This window comes from Virgibacillus halotolerans, from assembly GCF_016908515.1.
Taxonomy (GTDB): Bacteria; Bacillota; Bacilli; order Bacillales; family Amphibacillaceae; genus Virgibacillus_M; species Virgibacillus_M halotolerans.
The window spans coordinates 29,816-55,244 of sequence record NZ_JAFBEA010000014.1; the positions used below are offsets into that span (position 1 = coordinate 29,816).

At 38.6% G+C, this 25,429-nt stretch carries 19 protein-coding genes and 1 riboswitch; of the genes, 17 read left to right on the top strand and 2 right to left on the bottom strand.

Translation table 11 applies throughout. The annotated features are described in order from the left end of the window. Nucleotides 1–565 precede the first annotated feature (565 nt). The 7 genes from JOC34_RS20795 to JOC34_RS20825 all read left to right on the top strand — a co-directional run bounded on the left by JOC34_RS20795 (nt 566) and on the right by JOC34_RS20825 (nt 8,535). A complete protein-coding gene (locus tag JOC34_RS20795; RefSeq protein WP_205138720.1) occupies nt 566–1,582 on the top strand; it encodes an ABC transporter ATP-binding protein in 1,017 nt (338 codons plus the stop codon). Further along, nucleotides 1,569–2,501 carry an ABC transporter ATP-binding protein gene (locus tag JOC34_RS20800; protein WP_205138721.1) on the top strand — a complete coding sequence of 311 codons (933 nt, stop codon included), beginning with the start codon at nt 1,569–1,571 and terminating at the stop codon, nt 2,499–2,501. The genes JOC34_RS20795 and JOC34_RS20800 overlap by 14 nt, the downstream gene beginning before the upstream one ends. Before the next feature lie 7 nt (nt 2,502–2,508). Next, the gene (gene opp4B / locus JOC34_RS20805) at nt 2,509–3,471 is read left to right on the top strand and encodes an oligopeptide ABC transporter permease (RefSeq protein ID WP_205138722.1); all 963 of its coding nucleotides are present in this window, start codon (nt 2,509–2,511) and stop codon (nt 3,469–3,471) included. Between the two features lie 28 nt (nt 3,472–3,499). Next, nucleotides 3,500–4,402, top strand: a complete 903-nt coding sequence (locus JOC34_RS20810) for an ABC transporter permease (protein WP_239544641.1) — start codon at nt 3,500–3,502, stop codon at nt 4,400–4,402. 156 nt (nt 4,403–4,558) lie between these two features. Continuing rightward, nucleotides 4,559–6,397 (top strand): oligopeptide ABC transporter substrate-binding protein, encoded by a 1,839-nt coding sequence (gene opp4A / locus JOC34_RS20815; protein ID WP_205138723.1) that lies wholly within the window; start codon nt 4,559–4,561, stop codon nt 6,395–6,397. A gap of 204 nt (nt 6,398–6,601) precedes the next feature. Continuing rightward, nucleotides 6,602–7,498, top strand: coding sequence for a chemotaxis protein (locus tag JOC34_RS20820; protein WP_205138724.1), 897 nt, complete (start codon nt 6,602–6,604; stop codon nt 7,496–7,498). A 53-nt stretch (nt 7,499–7,551) separates the two neighbouring features. Then, entirely contained in the window at nt 7,552–8,535 is a 984-nt protein-coding gene (locus JOC34_RS20825; RefSeq protein ID WP_205138725.1) for a Gfo/Idh/MocA family protein, read from the top strand. Between the two features lie 99 nt (nt 8,536–8,634). Here JOC34_RS20825 and JOC34_RS20830 read toward each other — a convergent pair whose 3' ends face one another. Beyond that, entirely contained in the window at nt 8,635–9,486 is an 852-nt protein-coding gene (locus JOC34_RS20830) for a TPM domain-containing protein (protein ID WP_205138726.1), read from the bottom strand. 126 nt (nt 9,487–9,612) lie between these two features. Further along, nucleotides 9,613–9,660: riboswitch (PreQ1 riboswitch) on the top strand. A gap of 69 nt (nt 9,661–9,729) precedes the next feature. On the opposite strand from JOC34_RS20830, the gene queF reads away from it, so the two are divergent. The 7 genes from queF (at nt 9,730) to JOC34_RS20865 (ending at nt 19,652) form a co-directional block, all read left to right on the top strand. Beyond that, a complete protein-coding gene (queF, locus tag JOC34_RS20835; protein WP_205138727.1) occupies nt 9,730–10,218 on the top strand; it encodes a preQ(1) synthase in 489 nt (162 codons plus the stop codon). 276 nt (nt 10,219–10,494) lie between these two features. Continuing rightward, on the top strand, nt 10,495–11,433 hold the full coding sequence (locus JOC34_RS20840) for a threonine ammonia-lyase (RefSeq protein WP_205138728.1): 939 nt from the start codon (nt 10,495–10,497) through the stop codon (nt 11,431–11,433). A 263-nt stretch (nt 11,434–11,696) separates the two neighbouring features. Further along, the gene (gene allW / locus JOC34_RS20845; RefSeq protein ID WP_205138729.1) at nt 11,697–13,178 is read left to right on the top strand and encodes an allantoin permease; all 1,482 of its coding nucleotides are present in this window, start codon (nt 11,697–11,699) and stop codon (nt 13,176–13,178) included. Between the two features lie 26 nt (nt 13,179–13,204). Further along, nucleotides 13,205–14,569, top strand: a complete 1,365-nt coding sequence (gene allB / locus JOC34_RS20850; RefSeq protein ID WP_205138730.1) for an allantoinase AllB — start codon at nt 13,205–13,207, stop codon at nt 14,567–14,569. Nucleotides 14,570–15,034: 465 nt separating this feature from the next. Then, nucleotides 15,035–16,372 carry an allantoinase gene (locus JOC34_RS20855; protein ID WP_205138731.1) on the top strand — a complete coding sequence of 446 codons (1,338 nt, stop codon included), beginning with the start codon at nt 15,035–15,037 and terminating at the stop codon, nt 16,370–16,372. Between the two features lie 287 nt (nt 16,373–16,659). Continuing rightward, nucleotides 16,660–17,916, top strand: coding sequence for an MFS transporter (locus tag JOC34_RS20860; RefSeq protein ID WP_338062705.1), 1,257 nt, complete (start codon nt 16,660–16,662; stop codon nt 17,914–17,916). Between the two features lie 323 nt (nt 17,917–18,239). Further along, nucleotides 18,240–19,652, top strand: coding sequence for a YfcC family protein (locus JOC34_RS20865; RefSeq protein ID WP_239544644.1), 1,413 nt, complete (start codon nt 18,240–18,242; stop codon nt 19,650–19,652). A gap of 41 nt (nt 19,653–19,693) precedes the next feature. Here the strand turns inward: JOC34_RS20865 and JOC34_RS20870 are convergent, their stop codons facing one another. Then, nucleotides 19,694–21,343 (bottom strand): PucR family transcriptional regulator, encoded by a 1,650-nt coding sequence (locus JOC34_RS20870; protein ID WP_205138733.1) that lies wholly within the window; start codon nt 21,341–21,343, stop codon nt 19,694–19,696. 304 nt (nt 21,344–21,647) lie between these two features. Here JOC34_RS20870 and JOC34_RS20875 point away from each other — a divergent pair, with 304 nt between their 5' ends. The 3 genes from JOC34_RS20875 (at nt 21,648) to allE (ending at nt 25,314) form a co-directional block, all read left to right on the top strand. Further along, nucleotides 21,648–22,976: a uracil/xanthine transporter gene (locus JOC34_RS20875; protein ID WP_205138734.1), complete on the top strand. Its 1,329-nt coding sequence runs from the start codon at nt 21,648–21,650 to the stop codon at nt 22,974–22,976. Between the two features lie 292 nt (nt 22,977–23,268). Continuing rightward, on the top strand, nt 23,269–24,498 hold the full coding sequence (gene allC / locus JOC34_RS20880; RefSeq protein ID WP_205138735.1) for an allantoate deiminase: 1,230 nt from the start codon (nt 23,269–23,271) through the stop codon (nt 24,496–24,498). 48 nt (nt 24,499–24,546) lie between these two features. Next, nucleotides 24,547–25,314 (top strand): (S)-ureidoglycine aminohydrolase, encoded by a 768-nt coding sequence (allE, locus tag JOC34_RS20885; protein WP_205138736.1) that lies wholly within the window; start codon nt 24,547–24,549, stop codon nt 25,312–25,314. Nucleotides 25,315–25,429: the final 115 nt, after the last annotated feature.

A 25,429-nucleotide genomic window follows, 5' to 3' on the forward strand; every position in this document is an offset into this window, starting at 1 on the left:
AATTTACTACACTAATGCATTAGCAAATGAGCGAAAATGCTTCTGTGAATGAAACTGACTTTTATTATAAAAAAGGAAAATTAAGCATATTTTCCAAATAAATGAAAGTAGCTTACTACCTATTAATAGTAGGAATTCGAGCACTTAATTGACAATAATCTGGATATCACAACCAAAATTTTCAAAAAAGTTATTGCCTTTTTTGAAAATTTCACTTATAATTAGCTATAATACATTAAAATCTAATTACAGTTTGAATTCTAAATAGGAAGAAAATGTTAAAAACGTTAAATGAATAATATGGAAGAATCTACGAATCTATATCTATACGGAGAGAGTCGCTGGACGATTTGTGTTTTCTCGAAATGATGAAAGCCCTTACAAATGTGAGGAAGAAGAAAAGCTAGTGCATTTAAACTAGAAAATAATTTAAAAAGTAACTGTTTCATATTTAGTTATATAGGGTATAGATTAAGATTTGATTTTTTTAAAATATAATTATCAGAAGGTTTCGTTGGTACTCAAAATTAGAAAAAATAAATATACATACTTTAGGGGGATTAATTTGAGTAAAACCTTATTAGAAATTAAAAACCTAAAAACGTCATTTCGGATTAACGACGATTATTATGCAGCCGTTGATGATGTGTCACTAACTGTTAATAAAAACGAAATTCTCGGTATTGTCGGTGAATCAGGATCAGGGAAAAGTGCACTTGCTTTTTCTATTATGGGACTTCATAACCGAGCAAAAATAGAAGGATCTATTGATTTTAAAGGGAAAAGCATAGCGAATATTTCTACTGCTAAAATGAATAAATTACGCGGGAAAGATATGGCAATGATCTTTCAGGATCCGTTAACTGCTTTAAACCCATTAATGACGGTTGGAGAGCAAATAAGTGAAATAATATTTTTACATAACAAAGGGTTATCTAATAAAAAACGTAAAGGTAGGGTAATTCAATTAATTAATCAAGTGGGAATCCCACGCCCGGAACACACATATGAACAGTTTCCACATGAACTGTCTGGTGGAATGAGGCAACGTGTCATCATCGCAATTGCAATTGCGAATCAACCAGAGCTGTTGATTGCGGACGAACCGACAACAGCCTTAGATGTGACGATTCAATCGCAAATACTTGACCTGATTAAGGATTTGAAAAAGGACATGGATGCAGGAATTATTTTAATTACCCATGATTTGGGTGTTATAGCAGAAATGGCGGATCGGGTCGCTGTTATGTATGCAGGACAAATTGTCGAAATTGCAGATGTGCATACATTATTTGAAAATCCTTTACATCCATATACAAGATCACTATTCAATTCTGTTCCAAACACAAATGAACATCAAGATAGGCTGCATGTTATTCAAGGAATTGTTCCATCTTTACAAAACTTGCCCCGTACAGGCTGTCGTTTTGCAACAAGAATACCTTGGATAGATGAATCCGCCCATGAGAAAAACCCCGTACTGCATGAGGTGATACCTGGTCACTATGTACGCTGTACTTGTCATAGTCAATTTTATTTTCCGGATGAAAGCAAGGAGGATCAGAAGCATGGGGTTTCTTGAAATTAAAGATTTAAAGGTGCATTTTCCAATTAGGGCTGGTTTATTTAACCGCGTAGTAGGACACGTCAAGGCTGTTGATGGCGTTTCGTTTACAATTGAAGAAGGTAAAACGTATGGACTTGTTGGTGAATCCGGTTCCGGTAAGACGACAACTGGAAGGGCGATCATTGGATTGAACGATGTTACTTCAGGATCGATTACTTATGAAGGAAAAAGTGCTTTAGGTAAAAATAAATCTATTTTAAATACACATAAAGATGTTCAAATGATTTTTCAGGATCCATATTCTTCCTTGAATCCAAAGAAAAGGGTACTTGATATTATTGCAGAGCCCTTAAGAAACTATGAAAATCTCTCCAAACAGGAAGTGCGTAGGCGGGTGGAGGAATTATTGGATAAAGTGGGCTTAAGCCCTGAGTCGATATTCAAATATCCGCATGAATTTTCTGGCGGTCAGCGTCAACGTATTGGTGTTGCGCGGGCAATTGCATTAAAACCTAAATTAATTATTGCGGATGAACCTGTTTCCGCCTTGGACGTTTCAGTTCAGGCACAAGTATTGAACTTTATGCAGGATTTACAAAAGGAACTGAACTTAACGTATTTGTTTATCGGCCATGATCTTGGTGTTATCAAACATTTATGTGACAATATCGCGATCATGTATAAAGGCAGGTATGTCGAGCAAGGAACGAAAGCGGATATTTTTAATAACCCACAGCATATATACACAAAAAGATTAATTGCAGCAATACCTGATATTGAACCAGCCAACCGTGCTAAACAATTGAAATATCGTCAAGAAGTACAAGCGGAATATGAACATGCTTCTGATGAATACTTTGATAACGAGGGCTTGGCTTACGGTTTGCAACCCATATCTGATACACATCTTGTAGCTCTGCCAGAGAAAGGTTGATGAATATATGTGGAAATTTATCGTTAGGCGTATTTTAATCATGATACCGCAAATGATCTTATTAAGTATTTTAATTTTTATTGTCGCACAAATGATGCCTGGTGACGCATTAACCGGAATAATTGACCCAAACATTGACCCGGCTGCGATCGAAGCACAAAGAGAAGCCCTTGGATTAAATAATCCATGGCATATTCAGTATATTGATTGGGTAAATGCAACCCTTCATGGTGATTTAGGGCAGTCATTTCGGTTTAAAATGCCTGTAACGGAACTGGTGGGTCAACGACTGGTAAACACTGTATGGCTTGGTTTAGTTACATTAATCTTTACCTACTTAATTGCAGTTCCGCTGGGAATTACAAGCGGCCGTTATAATGATACATGGCTTGATCAAGGTATCACCACATATACTTATATTGGGTTTGCTATTCCGTTGTTTATTTTTGGATTAGTGATGCTTTGGGTGTTCGGATTCAAATTAAGTTGGTTCCCAACGAACGGAAGTGTGGCGCCTGGAACAGAGCCTGGGACAATGGCTTTTGTACTCAGTAAAATAAAACATCTATTGTTGCCAGCCTTATCCATGGCCTTAATTGCAACAGTTTCAACGGTTCAATATTTACGCAGTGAGATTATCGATACGAAACAAAAGGACTTTATTGTCACTGCAAGGGCAAAAGGAGCTTCTGAGCAAAGGGTTTATAATCGTCATATTTTACGGAATTCCTTATTACCAATTGCGGCCTTTTTCGGTTTTGAACTTACAGGGTTAATCGGTGGTACCGTTTTTATAGAAACGATCTTTAACTATCCGGGTATGGGACTATTATTTATAGATTCCATTACACAACGGGATTATAGTGTCGTTACTTCTGTAGTACTGTTATTCGGAATAGCTTCTATATTAGGTGCATTACTGTCAGACATCATTTTAAGTATTGTTGACCCGCGTATCCGGATTAAATAAGAACGCTATAGACTCTGAGGTGATTGAAATGGAAATGAGAAATGAAAACATAGATATACCGAAGCCGATTAAAAGTCCATCGACAATTAAAATTATTTGGCGTGAATTGGTCAGAGATAAATTGGCTTTAGTGTCATTGATATTTCTAGTGTTAATAACAGCTTTTGTATATGGCATTGCCCTTTTTCTCGACAAGTCTGAAATTGTAACAGTTGATTTATTTGCAATTAATGAACCACCGGGTGGGGAATTTATCCTTGGGACAGATTACGGTGGCAGGGATATATTTGGGCAATTAATTATTGGAACACGTAACTCACTTTCTGTTGCGATACTTGTTACATTGATGACTGGGGTAATTGGGGTTGTATACGGACTCGTTTCGGGATATATAGGCGGTACGGTAGATAATATCATGATGCGTATTCTTGACTTTTTCTTAATATTGCCATTTCTAATGATTGTTATTGTATTCGTGGCAATTGTTCCGAAGTATACTGTCTTTTCATTTTCATTAATTATGACCGCATTTTTATGGATGGGAATTGCTAGAATGATCCGTTCGAAAGCATTACAAGAAAAAGAACTTGACTATGCACAGGCATCCAGAACGCTCGGTTCTTCCAATTTGAAGGTCATGTTTAGACAAGTTTTACCGAATATTAGCTCATTAATTATCGTAACAATGACATTGAATTTAGCAGCGAATATCGGTCTGGAGTCTGGCCTTTCTTTTCTGGGATTCGGATTTCCGGAAAGTACACCAAGCCTTGGGACACTGTTAGGTTATGCAAGAAATCCACAGACCCTAGAGTTCCGCTGGTGGATTTGGGTGCCTGCAGCTGTACTTATTTTAGTATTAATGCTAAGTGTGAATAATGTTGGTCAAGCGTTAAAACGTGCGACAGACGCAAGACAAAGAAGGGGTTAATGAAAGGGGGTGAATCAAAAGTTAGAAAAAGTGATCTTAATAGGATACCTGCATGAATGCTGTTAAACACATTCGTGTTAAGTATAAATGTCAGTCAGGTATGAGTTGTATGACTGACGAAAACAAACAGTATGAATAAAAGGGGAGGTTAGAAGAATGAGAAAGAAAAGTTTGAGTAAAGCGTTTTTCGCGCTCATGTTGGTTTTGTTACTAGCGCTAGCCGCATGTAACAGTGAATCTTCTTCTGATGAAGGGTCTAAGGGCTCCGATGACGGGGATAAGGCAGAGGACAAAGATAAAGGGGGCGAATCGGAGGACGGCTTGTATGATATTAGTGACTTCGATAAGGTTGCGGCAAATGATGATGAAGCAATTGATGGCGGCGAACTAAATTTTGGTTTAGTGAGTGATACATCATTTGAAGGAACACTTAACTATGCTTTCTATTCAGGCAACCCTGATGTTGAAGTGATTAAATGGTTTGATGATGCACTATTAGATATCGATGAAAACTATAATTATACCCAGGATGGTGCGGCAACATATGAAGTAAATGATGATGGTAATGAATTCACATTTAAGATTCGTGACGAAGTGAACTGGAGTGACGGTGAACCCGTTACTGCAGAAGACTGGGAACTTTCCTATCTTGTCATTGGTGATCCAGATTACGATGGTATTCGTTATGGTTCTGATTTTACGATTATCGAAGGTATGGATGAATACCATGCTGGGAAAGCGGATGATATTTCCGGGGTAGAAGTGATTGATGAGAAAACATTGAAAATTACGTTTAAACAGGCTACACCATCTTTGGAAAACGGGGGTATTTGGCCATATGCTATCCCAAAACATATTTTTAAAGATATTCCAGTAGCGGAAATGGCTGAATCGGATGAAGTGCGAAAGAATCCAGTTGGATTTGGGGCATTTAAAGTCGACAGTATCGTACCAGGTGAGTCTGTCGTATTTACGAAAAACGAAGATTACTGGCGTGGTGAACCAAAGCTTGATAAAGTCACATTACAAGTAGTTAACCCAGATACTGTTGTTCAGGCATTAAAAGAGGGGAAAATTGACATGACGAGTGATTCTTTCCCGACAGATCAATATCCGGATAATGCAGATATGACCAATGTCCAATACCTAGGTGATGTGGATATGGCATACACGTATATTGGCTTTAAGTTAGGTACATGGGATGGCGATAAAGGCGAAGTTGTGCCTGATCCGGATATGAAAATGGCGGACAAAGATTTACGGAAAGCGATGTGGCAAGCGGTTGACAATGACGCAATTGGAAATAAATTCTATCATGGTCTGCGCTGGAATGCGACAACACTTATTCCGCCTTCCCATCCTGAATTCCATGATGATTCAAATGAAGGTGTAACTTTTGATCAGGAAGCTGCGAAACAGTTATTGGATAATGCAGGCTATGTAGATACAGATGATGATGGATTCCGTGAAGATCCGAACGGTGAGGAATTAGTCATTAACTTTGCTTCTATGTCAGGTGGAGATACTGCTGAACCATTAGCAAATTACTATATCCAATCATGGGAACAAATAGGTCTTAAAGTAGAACTTTTAGATGGTCGTCTACAAGAATTCAATACGTTTTATGATCGCGTAGAAGGTGACGACCCGGAAATTGATATTTATCAAGGTGCATGGGGTGTTGGTGATGATGTGGATCCTACCGGTCTTTATGGTAGAGATGCAGCATTTAACTACACGCGTTATGCGAGTGAAGAAAATGATAAATTGCTTGAAGCAGGTGTTTCTGAAGAGGCGTTTGATACGGATAAACGTAAAGAGATTTACGATGAATGGCAGCAATTGATGGTCGAGGAAATTCCTGCTTTTCCAACGTTATACCGTGCTAAATTAGTACCGGTAAATAACCGTGTGAAAGGCTGGGATGTTTCATCAGAAGCAAATCCTTATCATGAGGTTTCTGTAACAGAAGAAAAACCAGAAATAAATGAATAAAAACAAACATTAAAATAAGGAAGTCTGCTTTGGTACCAACCATAGCAGGCTTCTTATTTTTTCATCTATTTAGTCCCAAGCTTGTTGCACCTTCTATCTTTTCAAGATAGATCATCATTTGGGTCTAAAGAATCTTAATATTAGCTCCGACTTCGCGTATAATGTACATAAATTGAAGGCTATAAAATCCTAAGGAGGACAATCATGACCCAAAAAATTGGTGTAATTATCATTCATGGTGCAGGTACTCCAACTGAAGATTTTGCAGAAGCATTGATAGCACGTATTACTAAACAGTTTGTTAAGAAAATATCTTTTGACCAAGCAGCGAAGGAATTAGTCTTTGAACCTGTGTTCTGGTCGGCAATTTTTGAACAGGAACAATTGGATCTATGGGAGCGGGTACAGCAGGGGGCAGATTTAAATTACCAACTGCTAAGGAAGTTTGTGATTGATTTCATGGGGGATGCGGTGGCATATCAACCGACAGTGTTAGGAAATCAAAATTATGATAAGGTTCATTCGCTTGTTGCAGCAGCTATTAATAAGTTAAGAGCAAAGGTAGGTTCGCATGCTCCTTTATGTGTCATTAGTCACAGCCTCGGTACGGTGGTTGCTTCTAATTATTTCTATGATTTGCAGTATAAAAGGGAAAACATTGGAGCGGAAACGAATGCACAATGTGGCGATACACCACTTGAACAATGTCAAACACTCACATTGTTTTATACACTGGGGAGCCCGCTCGCATTGTGGGCATTACGGTACATGGACTTTGGTTCTCCTATCACCGTTCCCTCGGCCAGCATTCACAAACGCTATCCAAATCTAAAAGGCGAATGGTTTAATTTTTATGATAAAGATGATATCCTAGCCTACCCATTAAAAGGTATTAATGCTGCTTATCAACATGCTGTTACGAAGGATGTAGCAGTGAATGCAGGAGGTTTACTCACAAGTTGGAATCCATTGTCACATAACCAATATGACGAGGAAAGAGGTGTCATTCATCCGATCGTTAATGGGTTAGTGAGAACATGGAAGGAAATGAATGTAAATAGTAAATCATTAGAGCATCCGAGTCATTCATCCCATAGTTAACATTTACTGTTATAATGAAATTAGTTGAATGAAGAAAAGAGGGTGAAATAGCTATGAATCTAGCAACGGTTGGAACGAACTGGATTACCAGTTCATTTATTGAAGCAGCAAAGCAATCTGGGGCCTTGAATCTCGCTGCAGTATATTCACGCACGGAGGAGAAAGCAAAACAATTCGCAAGCGTTCATGAAGCAAAGGCGGTTTTTACGGACTTAGAGGCAATGGCAAACAGTGATTCGATTGATTGTGTGTATATTGCTTCTCCTAATGCTTTGCACTATGAACAAGCAATTATGTTTCTTCAGCATAAAAAGCACGTTATATGTGAGAAACCAATTTTCTCAAATATAAAGGAACTTGAAGCAGCTTATAAAGTAGCGGAAGAAAACGGAGTTTATTTATTTGAAGCGATGCGAAATATTCACATGCCTAATTTTCATCAGTTGAAAGCGCATTTAACAGCGATAGGAAATCGGCGCAGCGCAGTGTTGAACTACGTTAAATATTCATCTCGATATGATCAGGTCCTGAACGGGGAAGAGCCTAATATATTTTCATTGAATTATTCTGGTGGCGCGCTCGTAGACTTGGGAGTTTATCCACTTGCATTAGCTATCTCATTGTTTGGAAAACCAGAAAGAACGAGCTATTTCCCAGTCAAGATACGTACTGGTGTGGACGGAAGCGGAACATTAATTTTAAATTATCCTGATTTTACTTGTAGTATTATGTGTTCTAAAATAACAACTTCCTATGTGAATTCTGAGATTCATGGGGAAGAAGGTACGATATCAGTAGGTGATATTGGTACATTATCAGATTTAACATTAACTGATATTCATGCGGATGCGACAACAAAATTTGGTGATGAACAATTGAAAGCGGAAATGTTTTATGAAATCGAAGCTTTTACAACGATTATGGCATCTGGAAATCAGGCAGCCTATGAAACCTTAAAAAGTCTGAGTCATGACGTGCTTTCCATCACTGAATCAGCAAGGAAAGAAAACGGTATCCTATATTTAGGGGAGAAATAAGGCGGATTTTAAAAATCAAAATATGCCTGGAAAGCGCAACGCTAACCGGGCATATTTAACTAAAAACGCTTATTCTAGATTAGAATATGGACCACTAATTTACCATTTACGTCCGGTACTGCCGCCACCGGATGATGACCCACCGCCGCCAGATGTCTTGCGTCTACTGGAAGAACCCGAGGAACGGGAGATTGAACTTCGGTTTCTACTGTAGCCGCGATTTCGTCGGTTACTATATCCATAACCATCATCATAATTATTGTATCTGCGTCTACGTCTGCCGCCTCCAAGAAATCCTTTTAACATAAATAGAACTACAATAACCGCTCCGATCGAAATGATCGGATGATCACTAAAATATGTTTTCCCTTTATCAATGAGTCCTATCCCTTTATCGGCAATACCCTGTTCGGCTGCTTCTGGTTCAACAGAAGTGTCATCGGCATTCACAGTTACGTTGTAATGATCTGCTAGATCTGCCACAATTTGCTTGTATGTATTGGTTAATCCATCATCATATTGTCCCTCTTTAAAATAAGGGATCGCATATTCATCTAGAATTTCACCTGCGCGCTCATCGGAAATAATCTTTTCGATTCCTTTACCAGTGATGATTTGGATCTCGTGATCGTCTTCTGCAAACATAATTAATGTGCCGTTATTTACATCGCCTTCTCCAATGCCGTAGTGATCAAAGGCTTTTACAGCAAAGCTGTTAGCAGGATCGCCATCTAAGCTATCAATCGTCAATACGACAACTTGGGCAGTGGACTCATCTTGCAGGGACTGACCAATTTCAAGTAGATCATCCCGATTGGAGTCGCTGAAGATATCAGCGTGATCCTGTACAAAGAAGTTATTCTCATCTAAAGTTGGTACATCCGCAGCAAATGCTGGTGTCGTAAATAAGGTGAAACTTAAAAAAAGAATAAAAACCATAAGTGTGCGCATTGCTATCGCCTCCATATCTAAATATTCTTTAATATATCATGTTTACGACATTTGTAGGAGGGACTAAAGTCACATTTAGGCGAATTGACTTATACGATTATCCTCTATATAATAGATCCATTGAATACTTGAGAGGTTCTTAGCTTGCAACCCTCTATAAAAAACTAAGGACAGATGATGCGATTTAAAAGCCATGTGCCTTAGGGTGCGTGGCCTTTTTTAGTTACATGAGGAGGAATACATATGAAAGAACAGGATTTATCTGAATTGACGTTATTAGGTAACCAGGGCACGACGTATAATTTTGATTATGCACCAGAGATATTGGAAACATTTGAAAATAACCATCCAAACAGAGATTATTTTGTGAAATTTAATGTTCCGGAATTTACTACATTGTGTCCAATGACGGGTCAGCCTGACTTTGCGACCTTGTACATCAGTTATATTCCAGATCAAAAAATGGTTGAAAGCAAGGCGTTGAAACTGTATTTATTTAGTTTTAGAAATCATGGTGGTTTTCATGAGGATAGTATGAACGTCATTATGAATGACTTGATTGAATTGATGGATCCACGTTATATAGAAGTGTGGGGGAAATTCACGCCAAGGGGTGGAATTTCCATTGATCCGTACTGTAATTATGGAAAACCAGGTACCAAATTTGAACAAATGGCTGACCATCGGATGATGAACCATGACATGTATCCAGAGAAAGTGGATAATCGATAAAAAACCATTCATGAGGGTTGGCTAGGGTCTACCTGTTAAAGAAGATCTTTGGTTGCTTTATTATTGGTGAAGCTGGCTAGAAAAATTGGCACAGTCCAAATAGAATCGGAAGTTGTACGTCCTTCGTAGCAGAGGGGCGTATTTTTTTGTAGAAGTGCGTATTACAGATATAATAGAAAAATGATCTGTTATTAGGTGCATTTCCTGGGAAATAACATAACAAATGATGTCATGTTAAGTGTTGGATTCGACAATAACTATAAGTGGAGTGATTATTTGGTCTCTGTCAAAGATATTCAGAAAGCAAAAGAAAATATCGCAACTGTCATTAGTGAAACACCAATTTTTAGTTCTTCTCAATTAACTGAAATATGCGGTAATAATATGTTTTTTAAAGGAGAACATCTGCAGAAAACCGGTTCATTTAAGCTGCGTGGTGCTACCAATAAAGTGAAACGGGTTGTTAAAAACGGTGCAACCTTTATTACTGCTGCTTCTTCTGGGAATCACGGGCAAGCAGTTGCATATATTGCCAACTTACTCGGAATCGATGCAACGATCGTTGTCCCGGAAGATGCGAATCAAAGCAAAATCAATGCGATCCAAGCCTATCATGGGCAAATAGAGAAATACGGATGGACCTCAGCAGAACGATTACCACGAGCGGAAGCATTGGCGAAGGAAAATCAAGGAATTTATATACCACCATATGATGATTCATTCATTATTGCTGGGCAAGGAACGGTAGGCCTGGAAATATTGGAACAATTAGATAATGTGGATGTTATTGTCGTTCCCATCGGTGGTGGGGGACTTATCTCCGGCATATTAACAGCAGTAAAAGAAACAAAACCATCCATAAAAGTGATTGGAGTAGAACCGAAAACTGCGAATGATACGTTCTTGTCACTGGAAAATGGAACAATCACATCCATTAAAGAAACGAAAACGATTGCGGATGGTCTAAGAGCTAGTCACCCTGGAAATATGACATTTCCAATTGTCCAAAAATATGTAGATGACATTGTATTGGTAAGTGATGAGGAAATTCAACAAGCGCAATTTTTCGTCATGGAACGCATGAAGCAGGTGATTGAATTTTCTGGTGCGGTAACAGTTGCTGCGGCAATTTTTGGCAAACTAAGTGTGCAGCAGAAAAACGTTGTGTGTGTATTATCCGGAGGAAATGTTGATTTACATGAATGGCATGGTTAAATGAACGAGATGATAAGCTTTATGCCAAAGTTATCAATGAAAGTAAACCTACATGAAGAAATTTCTTTTTGTGCATTGTGAACAAATGACAGTTCATTATATACAACTTATTTCAATGAATCATGCAGTCTAGCTAACTCATGCTAGTCGTTTTGTCCAATCAACCTAAAGACAAAAGTGCGTTTATTGTTGTATACTGTTGAATGGTTTGAAAAAGTAAACAATAAACATAGTACATTTAATTGAATTTAGGGGGTATTCCTTTGGACAATATTAATCGTGAAGCCTTTAAGGAAGCGGGCTTCAGTGAAGATGTTTTACCAACAAAGGACAAGGATAGGACTTGGAATATAGGAAATTTCGCAACTGTTTGGATGGGATCTGTGCATAATATCCCTAATTATATTGCAATCGGTGGTCTCTTTGCAATTGGGTTATCGGTCGGACAAGTATTTTCGGCAATAATGGCAGCATCTATCATTTTGGCATTGGTGATGGTGATGAATGGACATGCTGGATCAAAGTATGGATTGCCATTTGCAATGCTTCTCAGATCTTCTTACGGGAATAAAGGATCGATGATACCTGGCGTACTAAGAGGTGTTATTGCAGCAATTATGTGGTTCGGTTTCCAGACTTATGCGGGAAGTCAGGCATTATCTATATTAATCGGGAAAATGTGGCCATCGTATTTGGCATTAGGCGGCGATTGGAACTTTTTCGGATTGACATTACCTGCACTCATATCATTCCTTCTATTCTGGGCATTTAATGTTGCGTTAATTTATGGAGGAATGGACTTTTTAGGTAAATTTACCAACATTCTTTCTCCGCTGGTATATATTGTTTTTGGTGGAATGGCGATCTGGGCTATTAACTTAGCAGGCGGTATTGGTCCAATCCTAAGTTACAGTGGAACAGGAATTAGTGGGAATGGTTTTGTTGTCTTTATCGGTGCAATCACTGCAGTTATTGCAGCATGGGCAGCGCCAATGGTCAGTGTTTCGGACTTTACGAGGTTGTCTCGTTCCACGAAGGAACAAGCGATTGGACAGCCGTTAGGGTTAATTGTGACCTATTTATTATTTGCTGTTGCAAGTATTTCTATTATTGTAGGTTCCGAAATTGCTTTTGGTACACCGATTTGGAACGTGCTGGATGTTGTAGCTCGATTTGATGGTGCGTTTGCAATTGGAATATCTGTACTGACATTATGTTTAACAACATTATCTGTAAACGTGACTGGAAATATTGTTCCAGCAGGTTATCAATTGGCTTCATTATTTCCAAAAAAACTTACCTTTAAGTCAGGTGCAACAATTGCAGCTATCATCGGTATACTCGTTATGCCATGGAAACTAATGGAGAATTCAACTAGTATCTTTACATTCTTAAACATTGTCGCGGGTCTCTTGGCACCAATTACTGGCGTAATGCTGGCGCAATATTTTATGATATCAAAAAAAGAAATCGACTTAAAAGAATTGTATTCACATAATGGGAAGTATAATTATCAAAATGGCTTTAACGTGAATGCGATCGTAACAACAATTGTTGCGGGTGTGCTTTCTTTAATTGGCATGTTTGTACCGTTTTTCGATGCGCTTTATCAGATGTCATGGTTTGTAGGGATCATATCAGCCTTTATTCTCTACACAGTTCTTGAACGCGCAAGGTTAAAAAAAAACTTGCAAAAAACACCATTAAACAAAGTTGAAAAACCTGATAAGGTAATGCAAGGTTAAAATAAATATACCAAAGGAGAATGAATATGACTTACGATTTAGTTATTAAAGGTGGAAATGTTGTATTACGTGATAGCGTGGTAACAGCAGATATTGGAATAAAAGATGAAAAGATTGCCTGCATCGCTGAACAAATTACAGATGATGCTAAAGAAGTAATTAATGCAAATGGTCAATTTGTTATGCCTGGTATGATTGATACCCACGTTCATATTAGTGAACCTGGGCGGACAGAATGGGAAGGCTTCGAAACGGGCTCTAAGTCACTTGCAGCAGGTGGAACAACAAGTTATGTAGAAATGCCTTTAAACGCGTTGCCAGCAACAACAAATAAAGCAGCTCTCGATCTTAAATTGGAAGCAGCAATCGATCAGAACTATGTCGATTACTCCTTTTATGGTGGACTTGTTCCAGATAACTTGGACAAGCTACAAGAATTGTCTGATGCGGGTGTACAGGCTTTCAAATGCTTCCTATCAGATATCACGAGTGATATTCCGGATGACTTTGTAAATGTAGACGATTATACGTTATATAAAGGAATGCAAAAATTAGCTGAATTGGGTCATATACTTTGTATTCATGCAGAAAACCCTTCGGTAACTTCAAAACTCTCGGAAGAAATGATGAGGGAAGGTAGAACAACTGCGATGGATTATGTGGATTCACGTCCGATATTTACGGAAGTAGAAGCAGTTCAGCGTGCATTGTTATTTGCCAAAGAAACAGGATGTAAACTACATCTAGTGCATATCAGTACATCCGAAGCAATTCAAGCTATTACACAGGCACGAAGAGAAGGTGTCGATGTTACGGTAGAAACGTGTACACATTACTTAGCGCTTACTGCAGAAGATGTAGCGGAAATTGGTCCACGAGCGAAATGTCAACCACCATTAAGAAAAGCAAAAGATCAAGCAAAACTATGGGACGAGCTAATGGCTGGTAATATTGATTGGCTAACATCCGATCATTCACCATGTACGGAAGACTTAAAAGAAGGTAACCTTTTCGAGGCATGGGGCGGCATCAGTGGCGCACAAAATAACGTGGATATTATGTTTGATTTAGCAGTAAAACAGCGTGGGTTATCCATTAATAAATTTGTTGATTTAATTGCAACGAATCCGTCAAAACGTTTCAATTTACCAAATAAAGGTGAGATCTCTGTTGCGAAAGATGCGGATATTATTTTAGTAGACCCGAACAGTTCTTACACATTGAAAAGAGAAGACCTTTACTATAAAAACAAACACAGCGCGTACGAAGGTAGAGAAATTGACTGTCGCGTGACAAAAACAATCCTACGTGGAAATGTTGTTTATGATCTTGAACAAGGTATCGTTGGTAACCCGAAAGGTAAATTAATGTCCGCTAACGATAATAAATAAAGACTGTTTTCCAATAGAGTGCGGTGGGTTCGGCCCATCGGAAAATTTGTTGTTTATATAAGTAATGAAACTTAAAACTTAAAAGAGGTATGAACTGCGAAGTATATGCCAGTTATTTTCCGCTACGGACCGTTGCTTTCCGCGGGCACGGCTTCAGCCTCCTCGAGCAAACCACTCTGCGGGGTCTTCAGACACGTGCTGTCCCGCAGGAGTCAACGGTCCTTCGCTCCAAACAACTATCATCATAGTTAAGAGCAATTTAATTATTGTCAAAAACTATGTTAGCGAAGGAAATACACGTAGACTCCTGCGGGAAAGCTCAGAGCGAGCCCGCGGAAAGCGTAGTGTATTTCCGAAGCGATAAGCAAGGAACGCAATGATGTCGCAGTTTATATCAATAGCAACAAGGTATACGAAAACAGCTTAAGTAAAACAGTAAAAAACGAATAAATGGAGGAGTGCCACATGGCTGATTATGATTTAATTATTAAAAACGGTACGATCGTTACTGCTGATGCAACGATAAAAGGATCTATCGCTGTTAAGGACGGAAAAATTAAACAAGTAGCTGCTGATCAAACAATTGAAGCAACTGCTGATAAGGAAATTGATGCAGCAGGACTTCACGTTTTTCCGGGGCTAATTGACTCACATGTCCACTTTAATGAACCTGGAAGAGCCGAATGGGAAGGTCTTGCAACAGGTAGTAGAGCGTTAGCTGCTGGTGGTGCAACGACATTCTTTGATATGCCATTAAATAGCACACCACCAACCATTAATAAAGAGAACCTGAAACTGAAAAGTTCACTTGCTGATGAAAAGTCGATCGTAAATCCAAGATTCTGGGGTGGACTTGTTCCGCAAAATATTGCGGATTTAAAAGAACTACATGAAAATGGTGTGATCGGATTTAAAGCATTTATGTCACCAAGCGGTATTGCTGATTTTGATAATGCGGATGATGAAACCCTTTATAAAGGGATGAAAGAAATTGCTTCATTCGGTTCACTACTTGCTGTACACGCTGAGAGCACTGTTATTTGTGACCAGCTTGCAGCAGAAAAACAAAGCCAAGGTAAAACAACTGCGAGGGACTTTGTCGAATCAAGACCAGTTATTTCTGAGATTGAAGCGGTAAGAAGAATTATTTCTTATGCAGAAGCAACAGGTTGTAAATTGCATATTGTACATGCAAGCAGTCGTAAAGTCGTAGAAGTCATCAATCAGGCTAAAGCACGTGGTGTCGATGTAACTGTGGAAACATGCCCACATTATTTAGCGTTGACAGTAAAAGATTTAGAAGAAAAAGGTGGTCTGGCCAAATGTATGCCACCACTGAGAGACGAAGATGAAGTAGAAGACCTATGGGCAGCTGTAGCAAATGGCGAGATCAATGTTATTGGATCAGATCATTCACCAGCACCAGCAGATATGAAAACTATAACAGATAACTATTTTGAGGGCTGGGGCGGTATTTCTGGTGCACAGTCACTTTTAAATATTTTGTTAACAGAGGGTTATTTCAAACGAAATATTCCGCTTGAAAAGATAGTCGAACTTACTTCAGCAAATCCAGCAAAACGATTTGGAATTGCTAATAAGGGAACGATCGCTGTTGATTATGATGCCGATCTAACACTTGTTAATCTAAATGAAAGCTTTGAACTGAAGAATGAAGATCTATTCTATCGTCATCAACATTCTGCCTATGTAGGAAAAACATTCAAAGGAAACGTGAAAACAACAATCGTAAATGGTGATGTTGTTTATAATGATGGAAAGATAATCGCTGATCAACAATAATACACAAAAAGATTCCAACATCCTCTTATGGGATGTTGGAATCTTTTTAATTAGATAGATCTATGTGCAAAGTGAACAATTAACTGTCCATATACAACAACATATATCACATGGTGGTTTAGAGTGGAAGGTTCCCGAAGTACGTTTTGTTCATTACAGATAATGATCTTCTGACGATTTTCAATTAAACTACTATTATGGATAAATTTTCATGGGGTAGACTTGATGAAAGTTAACCCCATGAAATGAGAGAATATGTATTTCAATCAAAGGGGGAGCATTACATAGTGAAGGAAGCAGAAGAGATAGAAAAAACGCAGCATGAATCTAAATCTAAAATGCCATATTGGTGGAAGGCAGTAATTGCTTTTACTTTTGGGTGGATGTTATTGAATGCGAGCAAATACTTTCTGAATCCCATTTTAGGGAATATTGGACTGGAGTACGACCTTAATAATACGCAACTAGGGCTTGTCAATAGTATTTTCTTTTTAACTTATACGTTTGCACAAATCCCTGCCGGCTCATTAGCGGATAAATATGGGAAGAAAAGGTTTATTGTAATTGGTTTCATTTGTTTTGGATTATTTACAGGTTTAAGCGGATTAATGGCAGGATTTACAGGCTTTATTGTTGCGCGAGCGCTTGCGGGACTTTCGTCGTCCACCTATTATGGTCCACAGTTTGCCCTGTCTGCAGAGGCGATACCAACGAAACATAGGACTCTAGGGAGTGCAATTATTAACAGTGGCGCAGGAGTAGGGATTGCCTTAGGGTTTGTAGTGTCAAGTACATTAGTATTGGACTGGGGTTATGACTGGAAAATAGCTTTTTATATTTTCGGTACGTTGACTGTTTTGGTAGGGATCTTGATCAATGTTCTGGTAAAGGACGATAGGAAAAAGCAGCCAGAAGTCGTTGGAGAGGAATCTCCAACACCGAAACCAAAGGGATCCGTAATTTCCTTATTTAAAAATCGCAACTTGCTTGTTGTATTTTTAGTATTATTTTGTTCCATCTATGGTTTCACGGTTATTGTTACATGGTTACCGCTATATTTGGTGTCTGAACGTGGTTTTTCAGGAAGTCAGGTTGGATTAATCTCTGCACTGGTGCCCTTGACGTCGATTCCGAGTGCATTACTATTTAGTCATTTTATCGATAAGATGGGTAAGAAAAAACCATTTGCCTTTTTTATGCTTCCAATGGCTGCCATTGCGTTATGGGCAACAGTGTATATGGAAAGTATTCCACTACTTATCGTATCATTGATTTTTTATGGTATTTTTGGAAAGCTTGCTTTAGACCCGCTTCTCATTGCTACTGTTTCTGAGAATGCAGAGCCGGAAATGTATGGGGTTGCTTATAGCACATATAACTTTATCGGGATGATTTCTTCTGTAATCTGCCCGTTCTTTACTGGTATTCTTGCAGACATGACGGGAAGTATGAGTTCTGGGTTTTATTCTGCCGTTGTTGTGCTTGGAATAGGGATGGTCATCATGATGTTCCTGAAAGAAACGCCACGTAAAACAGCAGCATAAACATAACTATATAAAAAACAAGAAGGTTGTTCCATATATATTGGGACAGCCTTTTTGTTGTTTCTAAGCTACATGAAAGGAACGATTTTGATTTAATTTGTATAACGCATTGTTTATAGTGAACAAAAAGGGGTTAACGGCTGTCCAGCTTGCAACATTTCCAACTCGAACTTTGGCTTATCAGCCATTTACTTGAAAGTCAGATTACATTAAGCTATATATACCTGTCTGGAATCGCATACATAGTGTTTCTATTATGCAGCATTTATAGAAGGAAGGTCTTGGGAGAAGGCTCATTCAATATAGCAAAAGGGTGAAATTATATGCAAAAGGAAGCGAAGAAGAAAAAGAAGTTTGAAATGCCGCATATTTATGTTATTTTATTTCTGTTTAGCGCAATTGCGGCCGTTGCGACGTATATTATACCTGCCGGTGAATATGATCGCGTTCCTGGGCCAGAGGGGCGCGAAACGATTGATGCGAATTCCTATACGGTAGTAGAGCAAAATCCGGTAGGTCCTGTTGATTTTCTAACCGTCATACCGAGAGGGCTAATCGATGCAGGAGAAGTTGTATTCTTTACATTTATTATTGGCGGCATGTTCATGGTGTTGCGTCGTACCGGAATTATTGAGATCGGTGTGGATAAGTTAGCGAAGAAGTTTGCGAGTAAAAGTCTGTTGCTTATACCATTGCTTACGGTGGTCTTTGCGGCGATTGCGACAGTAATTGGCACACCGGAATTATGTTTGGTTTATATACCGGTCATTTTGCCACTGATGATTGCGCTTGGTTATGACTCGATTGTTGCTGCAGCGATCGCGTTATGCGGAACAGTGATTGGTTTTACTGCAGGGGTACTTAATCCAATTAATACTGGGTTGGCACAAAAAATATCTGGATTACCTGTTTTCTCAGGTGCAGGTTTTCGTTTGACGTTATTTATTGTAGCCATCGCGTTAGCTGTTTTATTTATTATGCGTTATGCAATAAAGGTTAAGAAGGACCCAACTGCAAGCTTTGTTTATGAGGATGATCAAGAAAAAAGAGCACTTCATCAGCATGCGAATCAAGTTGAGGAAATGACAATGTCAACGAGACAAAAATATGCTGCTATGGCGACATTTATTTTCTTCGCTATTTTAGTGTATGGTGTACTTGCCAAGGGCTGGTTTATGATAGAAATGGCCGGATTGTTTATTATTATGGGAATTGTCGTTGGTCTAATTGCTGGCTTAAATACGACTGAAATTGCGGAAGGATTTAATAAAGGATTTCGAGATGTATTAATGGGTGCTATTATCATAGGAATAGCACGGGCAGTTGCTGTTGTGTTGGAAGATGGTCAGATCATGGACACGATCGTACACAGCCTGGGTTCAGCGGTTGGTGAGCTACCTGCAGTATTTGGTGCGGTCGGGATGTATTTGGTACAGTTGATTATCAACTTTATCATCCCATCCGGAAGTGGACAGGCATTAGTCACTATGCCGATTATGGCACCATTATCAGACTTGATTGGTGTCACAAGACAAACAGCAGTACTTGCGTTCCAATTAGGTGATGGATTTGCACATATTTTGTTTCCAACATCTGGATACTTTATGGCGGCATTAGCTATTGCTGGCGTTTCTTGGCAAAAATGGGTTCGATTTTATGGTCCGTTGTTCTTATGTTTTATGGGACTATCGATTGTTGCCCTGATTATTGCACAGCTTACCCAGTGGACAGGTTAATTAAAAAATGGCCATTTACCTAAGTGTAAATGACCATTTTTTTATGCTTCTTCCTCTTCTTTTAGAATCGTTCCAATCATTAAAGCAACGCGTACTTTCAATGAGTCGGCTGGATCCCGGAATGAACAATGGAGCATTTCTTCCGTCTTCTGGATTCTGTATTTTACCGTATTACGATGAATGAAAAGTTTTCTGGATGTTTCCGAGATTTCACATTGACAGTCCAAGTATACCTCGATCGTTTTCACTAATTCTAATTCCTCTTTTGTTTCTGGATACGCCAGTGACTTCAGCGTATTTTCATACAACGATTTGATATCTTTTCTGGGAATGGTGTTGAGTAATTCCTTGATTTCCCTTGTTTTATAAAAGTTGATGAAGCCCTTCATTTTAAGTTCGTAGCCATTTGTTATTGCTTCAACTGCTTCCTGATAGGCGACAGGAATGTCCGTAAGTGTATGAATTAAGTTACTTACCCCGAATGAGACAGAAAAGTCTTCCTGAATATTTCTTTGCGCCTTTTCGATGAACGCTGTAACCTTTTTCATTTCTTCCTCTGTATAATTGGTAAATTGTAGCATCATCACAAAGTATTTTTCCTTTGTAAATAAGGTTGCTTGCATTTCTCCATCAATGATTTCGTCCTCAAGCTGGTCATAAATGCTGTTGTGTAATTCTCCTACCTTTTTTTCGTGTAATCGCAGTGTTTCATATTTTTCGTCTTCCGTATCCACGTTACATACAATGCATATACTTTCCATATTTTTTTCTAGTCCATAATAACTTGCCCGGCTTGTGATCTCTTCCTCTGATACAATTCGTTTTTCGATTAAATCAGCAAAAAAGTTATTTTTCAATAGCCTGGAGTTTTCTTCGATAGATTGTTCTTTAATCATTGTAAATGAAATGACGTTTCCAGCCTGTTCAATCGCCATTTGCGACGATGGATAGGGCATTGTTGCTGAATCAATAATAACAAGCATGCTTGGATACTGACGTTTTGTTTGCACCGGGAAAGTCGTAACCGATTGTAGTTCATCGGATGGTAGGTTAAACGTAACTCCTTTTCGAGCACGAGCGAGATCATCCTTCGTATGTTGAATGATTTCCTTTTCCACCAACTGCATCGAATCCTTACGAAAATCATAGCTATGGGCAATTAGTTCTCCGCGGTGGTTTAATAAAATAGTTGGTCGCGATAGAAAATGTCCAAGCTGTTCTACAAGTGAAGGCAAGCTATATCCTCTAATCATCATGTTTGAAAATTCCCTTTGAACATGGATGGCATAATATAGCTGCTCCGCCTCATGGTCATTTAAATAGTTTAAGATATGACGGGATACATCACCTAAAGTATTTTCCGTAGGTAAATCGATGATAGGAAAGGCTAGGTCATCTGCAAGTAACTTCACTTCATTTGGCAATTCCTTTAAAAATCGATAAACTTTAATGACGATACCTGAACAATTTAAATCATGCATCTGTTGGATTAAATCGAGTAGCTTTTGTGTATCATCTTTAAAAGCATAGGCAGTTGTTAGTAATAAATCATTTTTGTTTAAAAAATCAATCACGTCTGGTGTATCAGATATATTTACAGATTGTACGTTTCGCGTCAAGCCTCTGTGGCCCGCCAAAACCTTGCAATCTTTCATCCCTTCTAGTATGAACAAATCGTTTACTGTTTTCATATTATATCCCCCTTGATAAAGGTCGTCCAAAGGAATTATAACTTGTTTAATGTAACAAGTAAACAAAAGAGGTTAATTGAATTATGCACTTTAACCAATGACTTATTTGTTCAAACGCATTATAATTTGAAGGTCGGTGTAAAATAGATTATAATTATTTAGCTTATTTTACATACTTTTTAACAATAGAATCACACCTCGCTAAACTTCCAATATGTAAGTTACGATGGTGTTTATTTTGTTGTATACTTTTACTATTGATTTATTTACTTAAGGTTTTTCGAATAAAAGGCTGGTGTCTATTATGAAAGAATTATTAAAATCAAGTAACTGGTTTTCAGGGTTACAATGGCTCTTTTTCATTTTTACCAATATCATTGTTATACCGATCACAGTTGGGGCCGCATTTAATCTTCCACAGGAAACGATTGTTTCCATGCTTCAACTTTCCTTTATTGTGACAGGGATTGCTTGTATGCTTCAGGCATTTATAGGTCATAAGCGTGCAATCATGGAAGGACAATCCGGGCTGTGGTGGGGTGTGATTTTAACACTGGTTAATACTGCCGTTGCTCAAGGTGTACCATTGCAAGAGCTTGGAGGTAGTTTAACGGTTGGTGTATTGATCTCTGGGGCGATAACAGTGATCATCGGATTATCTGGCGCAGGTCCACATCTGGCAAAGCTATTTTCACCTGCTGTCATGGGCGTATTTATGTTTTTATTTGGTGTTCAGCTGGTAGGTATTTTCATGAAGGGAATGCTTGGAATTCCCTTTGGGAACGATGCTGAATCGGGAGCGATAGATGTATCTGTTTCTTTATTGTCGATTGTAATCGCAATTATTGTCATTATTATTAGTGTGAAAGCACCGTCGGCAATAAAACGTTACAGCTTGCTGATTGGTATCGTTCTTGGATGGATTTTGTTCGTTATCTTTTTTGATTCGGAACCTGCTGCAAAAGCATCATCATTTAATTTTGAACTGTTTCCTTTAGGGCACCCTTCATGGAATACCGGTATCATTATAACGGTTGTTTTAACTGGTTTATTAAACACGGCAAATACATTTGGGGCATTAAAAGGGACGGATGCAATGTATCAGTCGATGACAACGAATAAGCAGTATCGTTCATCCTTTACGATTACCGGTGTTTTAACGCTTATAGCCGGACTGTTTGGACTTGTACCTTATTCACCATATGTGTCATCGATCGGATTCTTAAACCAAACGGGTATTATTAAGCGAATTCCGTTCATACTTGGTGGTTTCATGTTCTTATTGATGGGATTAATTCCGTCAGTAGGCGGATTTTTCTCCGGGCTGCCATTGAGTATTGGTAGTGCCGTATTGTTTGTAAGTTATCTGTTACTATTAAATTCGTCATTTCAGTTTTTTAACCAAGTATCATTTAATACGACGAATGTCTATCGGTCATCTGTTCCGCTCTTTGTAGGAATCATTATTATGACCATGCCGGCGAGTTATTTTCTAACATTGCCAAGCGTGATCCGGCCGCTTGTAAGTAGTGGCTTGTTAGTCGGAATTGTTTTAGCGCTTATCCTGGAAAATTTATTTCCATGGGATCGTTATGGGACTGAGAAAGAAAAACCAAAGAAAGCGCGCAGCTAGCGTATTATGAAAAAAGCCAAAGCGTCCATTCTAGTCGCTTTGGCTTTTTAAATTAAGCAAAGGTGCTCAATTACTAAGGTTAAGACAGGCATATTAAGGGTAAAGTAAGATGGGTCGTTTAAAGTGTATAAAAGTGACAATGGGATGTTGGGAAAAGTCATTTTTTTATTCAAAATGAACAATAACGATTTTGGTTTTTATCCAGATGTTACATAGGATTCAGGCATAGAAAAGGCTATAATAGTAGTAGAAAAGTAGTTATATGAAGACGAAGCAAGAAAGGGTGACAAGAATGGATTTGAGCAAGGATATCGTAAACATGCTTGAAATGCTGGGTTCTCATGGAAAAGACCCTGCTGGCGGCATTACCCGCTTCCTTTATTCGGAGGAATGGGTCGAGGCCCAGAAGTACTTGGAACGGGAGATGGAAAATGAAGGCTTAGATGTCTCATTTGATGCGATTGGAAACCTGTTCGGTACATTAAAAGGTTCGAAGTTTCCTGAGGAAACAGTTTTGTCTGGATCCCATGTGGATACAGTTAGAAATGGTGGCTACTATGATGGACAGTATGGTATTGTAGCAGCCTTTATCGCAATTAAATATTTAAAAGAAAAATACGGTCAGCCACTCCGCAATCTCGAAATGGTTTCCATGGCAGAAGAAGAGGGAAGCCGTTTTCCATATGGACTCTGGGGGTCGAAAAACATTGTCGGTATAGCGAAAAAAGCAGATGTTGAAAAAATGGAGGATTCAGATGGGGTTCCATTTGTTAATGCCATGACCAGAGCCGGATTTGCATTCCGCGATGAAGAGGTCGGTATGCGGGACGATTTAAAAGCATTTGTTGAACTTCATGTTGAACAAGGTAATGTCCTTGAAAGTGAAAAGAAATCTGTTGGTGTTGTTCATAGTATTGTCGGTCAGAGAAGATTCAATATCGAATTAACCGGACAGGCAAACCATGCAGGTACGACACCAATGGGCTATCGAAAAGACGCGGTTTATGCTGCGAGTCAGATGATATATGAAATTATTTCTGCAGCAAGAGTACATGGTGATCCACTGGTCGCTACAGTTGGAGAAATTGATGTGACACCAAATGTGGTTAATGTTGTTCCAGGAAAAGCATTATTCTCATTGGATATTCGCCACACGGATAAAGACGCACTGGTCAGCTTTACAGATGAATTGAATGAGATTTTAAGTAAAACGGCAAAGGTGCACGGTGTGACGCTCGATGTGAATATGTGGATGGATGAAGATCCTGTGCCAATGGATCAAGAGATTGTCGATATAATGGAAGGCTATTGTAAGGAAAATGGCTTAAATTATAAATTGATGCACAGTGGTGCAGGACATGATTCGCAAATATTTGCTCCACAAATACCAACAGCTATGCTATTTGTACCAAGCCGTGATGGTATTAGTCATAATCCAGCTGAATTCACGGAACCCGCTGATTTAGCGGAAGGGGTTAAAGCTCTTATTGGTACGCTTTATGAATTAGCTTATAAAGAATAGATAGAAAACCATTCTATTAAAAAGAAAAACTAAAGGAGAGATATTATAATGGGTTATCCACAAGATTTATTATCATCAAGATCAATTATTAAACACGGTAAGTATGCGTTGATCGCACCAGAAGGTCTAGTGAAAAACGTTGTTCCAGGCTTTGAAGAATCTGACGTATCTATCCTATCTTCACCAAAACTTGGTGCAAGCTTTGTCGATTATATTATCACGATGCACAAAGGTGGTAAAAACACAGGATTTGCTGGACAAGCAGATGTACAATCATTTCTTTATGTGATCGATGGTAAATTAAAAGCTACTGCAGACAATGAAGAATATGAGTTGGAACAAGGTGGCTATATTTACTGCCCGGCAGGAACAAAATTGGCATTTGAAAACCTTGTTGATGGGGATTCAAAAGTATTCCTTTATAAACAGAAATATACGCCACTAGAAGGTGTTGCAAAACCAAAAATTGTTACAGGTAACACAAACGATATTCCTGAAGAAGATTACGATGGTATGACTAACATGCGCTTGCAGGATTTATTACCAACTGATGATTTGGCTTTCGATATGAACTTCCATATCTTAACGTTTGACCCTGCTGGTTCTCATCCGTTTATTGAAACACACGTACAAGAGCATGGTGCATATCTGTTATCTGGTGAAGGATTGTACAATTTGGATAACGAATGGATTCCAGTTAAAAAAGATGACTACATCTTTATGGGACCATACGTACAGCAAGCATGCTACGCTGTTGGTAGAGAAAAGCTATCTTATATTTACTCCAAAGATTGTAACAGAGATCCAGAACTTTAAAATGTAAAATGAATTTGACTTAGATGAAAATGGTAAAAATATCTCGGTATTTTTACCATTTTCAATGTGTATTAGGATAAAATACACGCGATCAAAAAGAAAATAAGAGGTGTCA

What these genes read in the sequence shown, in the direction of transcription:
- JOC34_RS20800 (WP_205138721.1), top strand. Translation starts at nt 1,569, where the DNA reads ATGGGGTTTCTTGAAATTAAAGATTTAAAGGTGCATTTTCCAATTAGG.
- opp4B (WP_205138722.1), top strand. Translation starts at nt 2,509, where the DNA reads ATGTGGAAATTTATCGTTAGGCGTATTTTAATCATGATACCGCAAATG.
- JOC34_RS20810 (WP_239544641.1), top strand. Translation starts at nt 3,500, where the DNA reads ATGGAAATGAGAAATGAAAACATAGATATACCGAAGCCGATTAAAAGT.
- opp4A (WP_205138723.1), top strand. Translation starts at nt 4,559, where the DNA reads ATGAGAAAGAAAAGTTTGAGTAAAGCGTTTTTCGCGCTCATGTTGGTT.
- JOC34_RS20820 (WP_205138724.1), top strand. Translation starts at nt 6,602, where the DNA reads ATGACCCAAAAAATTGGTGTAATTATCATTCATGGTGCAGGTACTCCA.
- JOC34_RS20825 (WP_205138725.1), top strand. Translation starts at nt 7,552, where the DNA reads ATGAATCTAGCAACGGTTGGAACGAACTGGATTACCAGTTCATTTATT.
- JOC34_RS20830 (WP_205138726.1), bottom strand. Translation starts at nt 9,486, where the DNA reads ATGCGCACACTTATGGTTTTTATTCTTTTTTTAAGTTTCACCTTATTT.
- queF (WP_205138727.1), top strand. Translation starts at nt 9,730, where the DNA reads ATGAAAGAACAGGATTTATCTGAATTGACGTTATTAGGTAACCAGGGC.
- allB (WP_205138730.1), top strand. Translation starts at nt 13,205, where the DNA reads ATGACTTACGATTTAGTTATTAAAGGTGGAAATGTTGTATTACGTGAT.
- JOC34_RS20855 (WP_205138731.1), top strand. Translation starts at nt 15,035, where the DNA reads ATGGCTGATTATGATTTAATTATTAAAAACGGTACGATCGTTACTGCT.
- JOC34_RS20865 (WP_239544644.1), top strand. Translation starts at nt 18,240, where the DNA reads ATGCAAAAGGAAGCGAAGAAGAAAAAGAAGTTTGAAATGCCGCATATT.
- JOC34_RS20870 (WP_205138733.1), bottom strand. Translation starts at nt 21,343, where the DNA reads ATGAAAACAGTAAACGATTTGTTCATACTAGAAGGGATGAAAGATTGC.
- JOC34_RS20875 (WP_205138734.1), top strand. Translation starts at nt 21,648, where the DNA reads ATGAAAGAATTATTAAAATCAAGTAACTGGTTTTCAGGGTTACAATGG.
- allC (WP_205138735.1), top strand. Translation starts at nt 23,269, where the DNA reads ATGGATTTGAGCAAGGATATCGTAAACATGCTTGAAATGCTGGGTTCT.
- allE (WP_205138736.1), top strand. Translation starts at nt 24,547, where the DNA reads ATGGGTTATCCACAAGATTTATTATCATCAAGATCAATTATTAAACAC.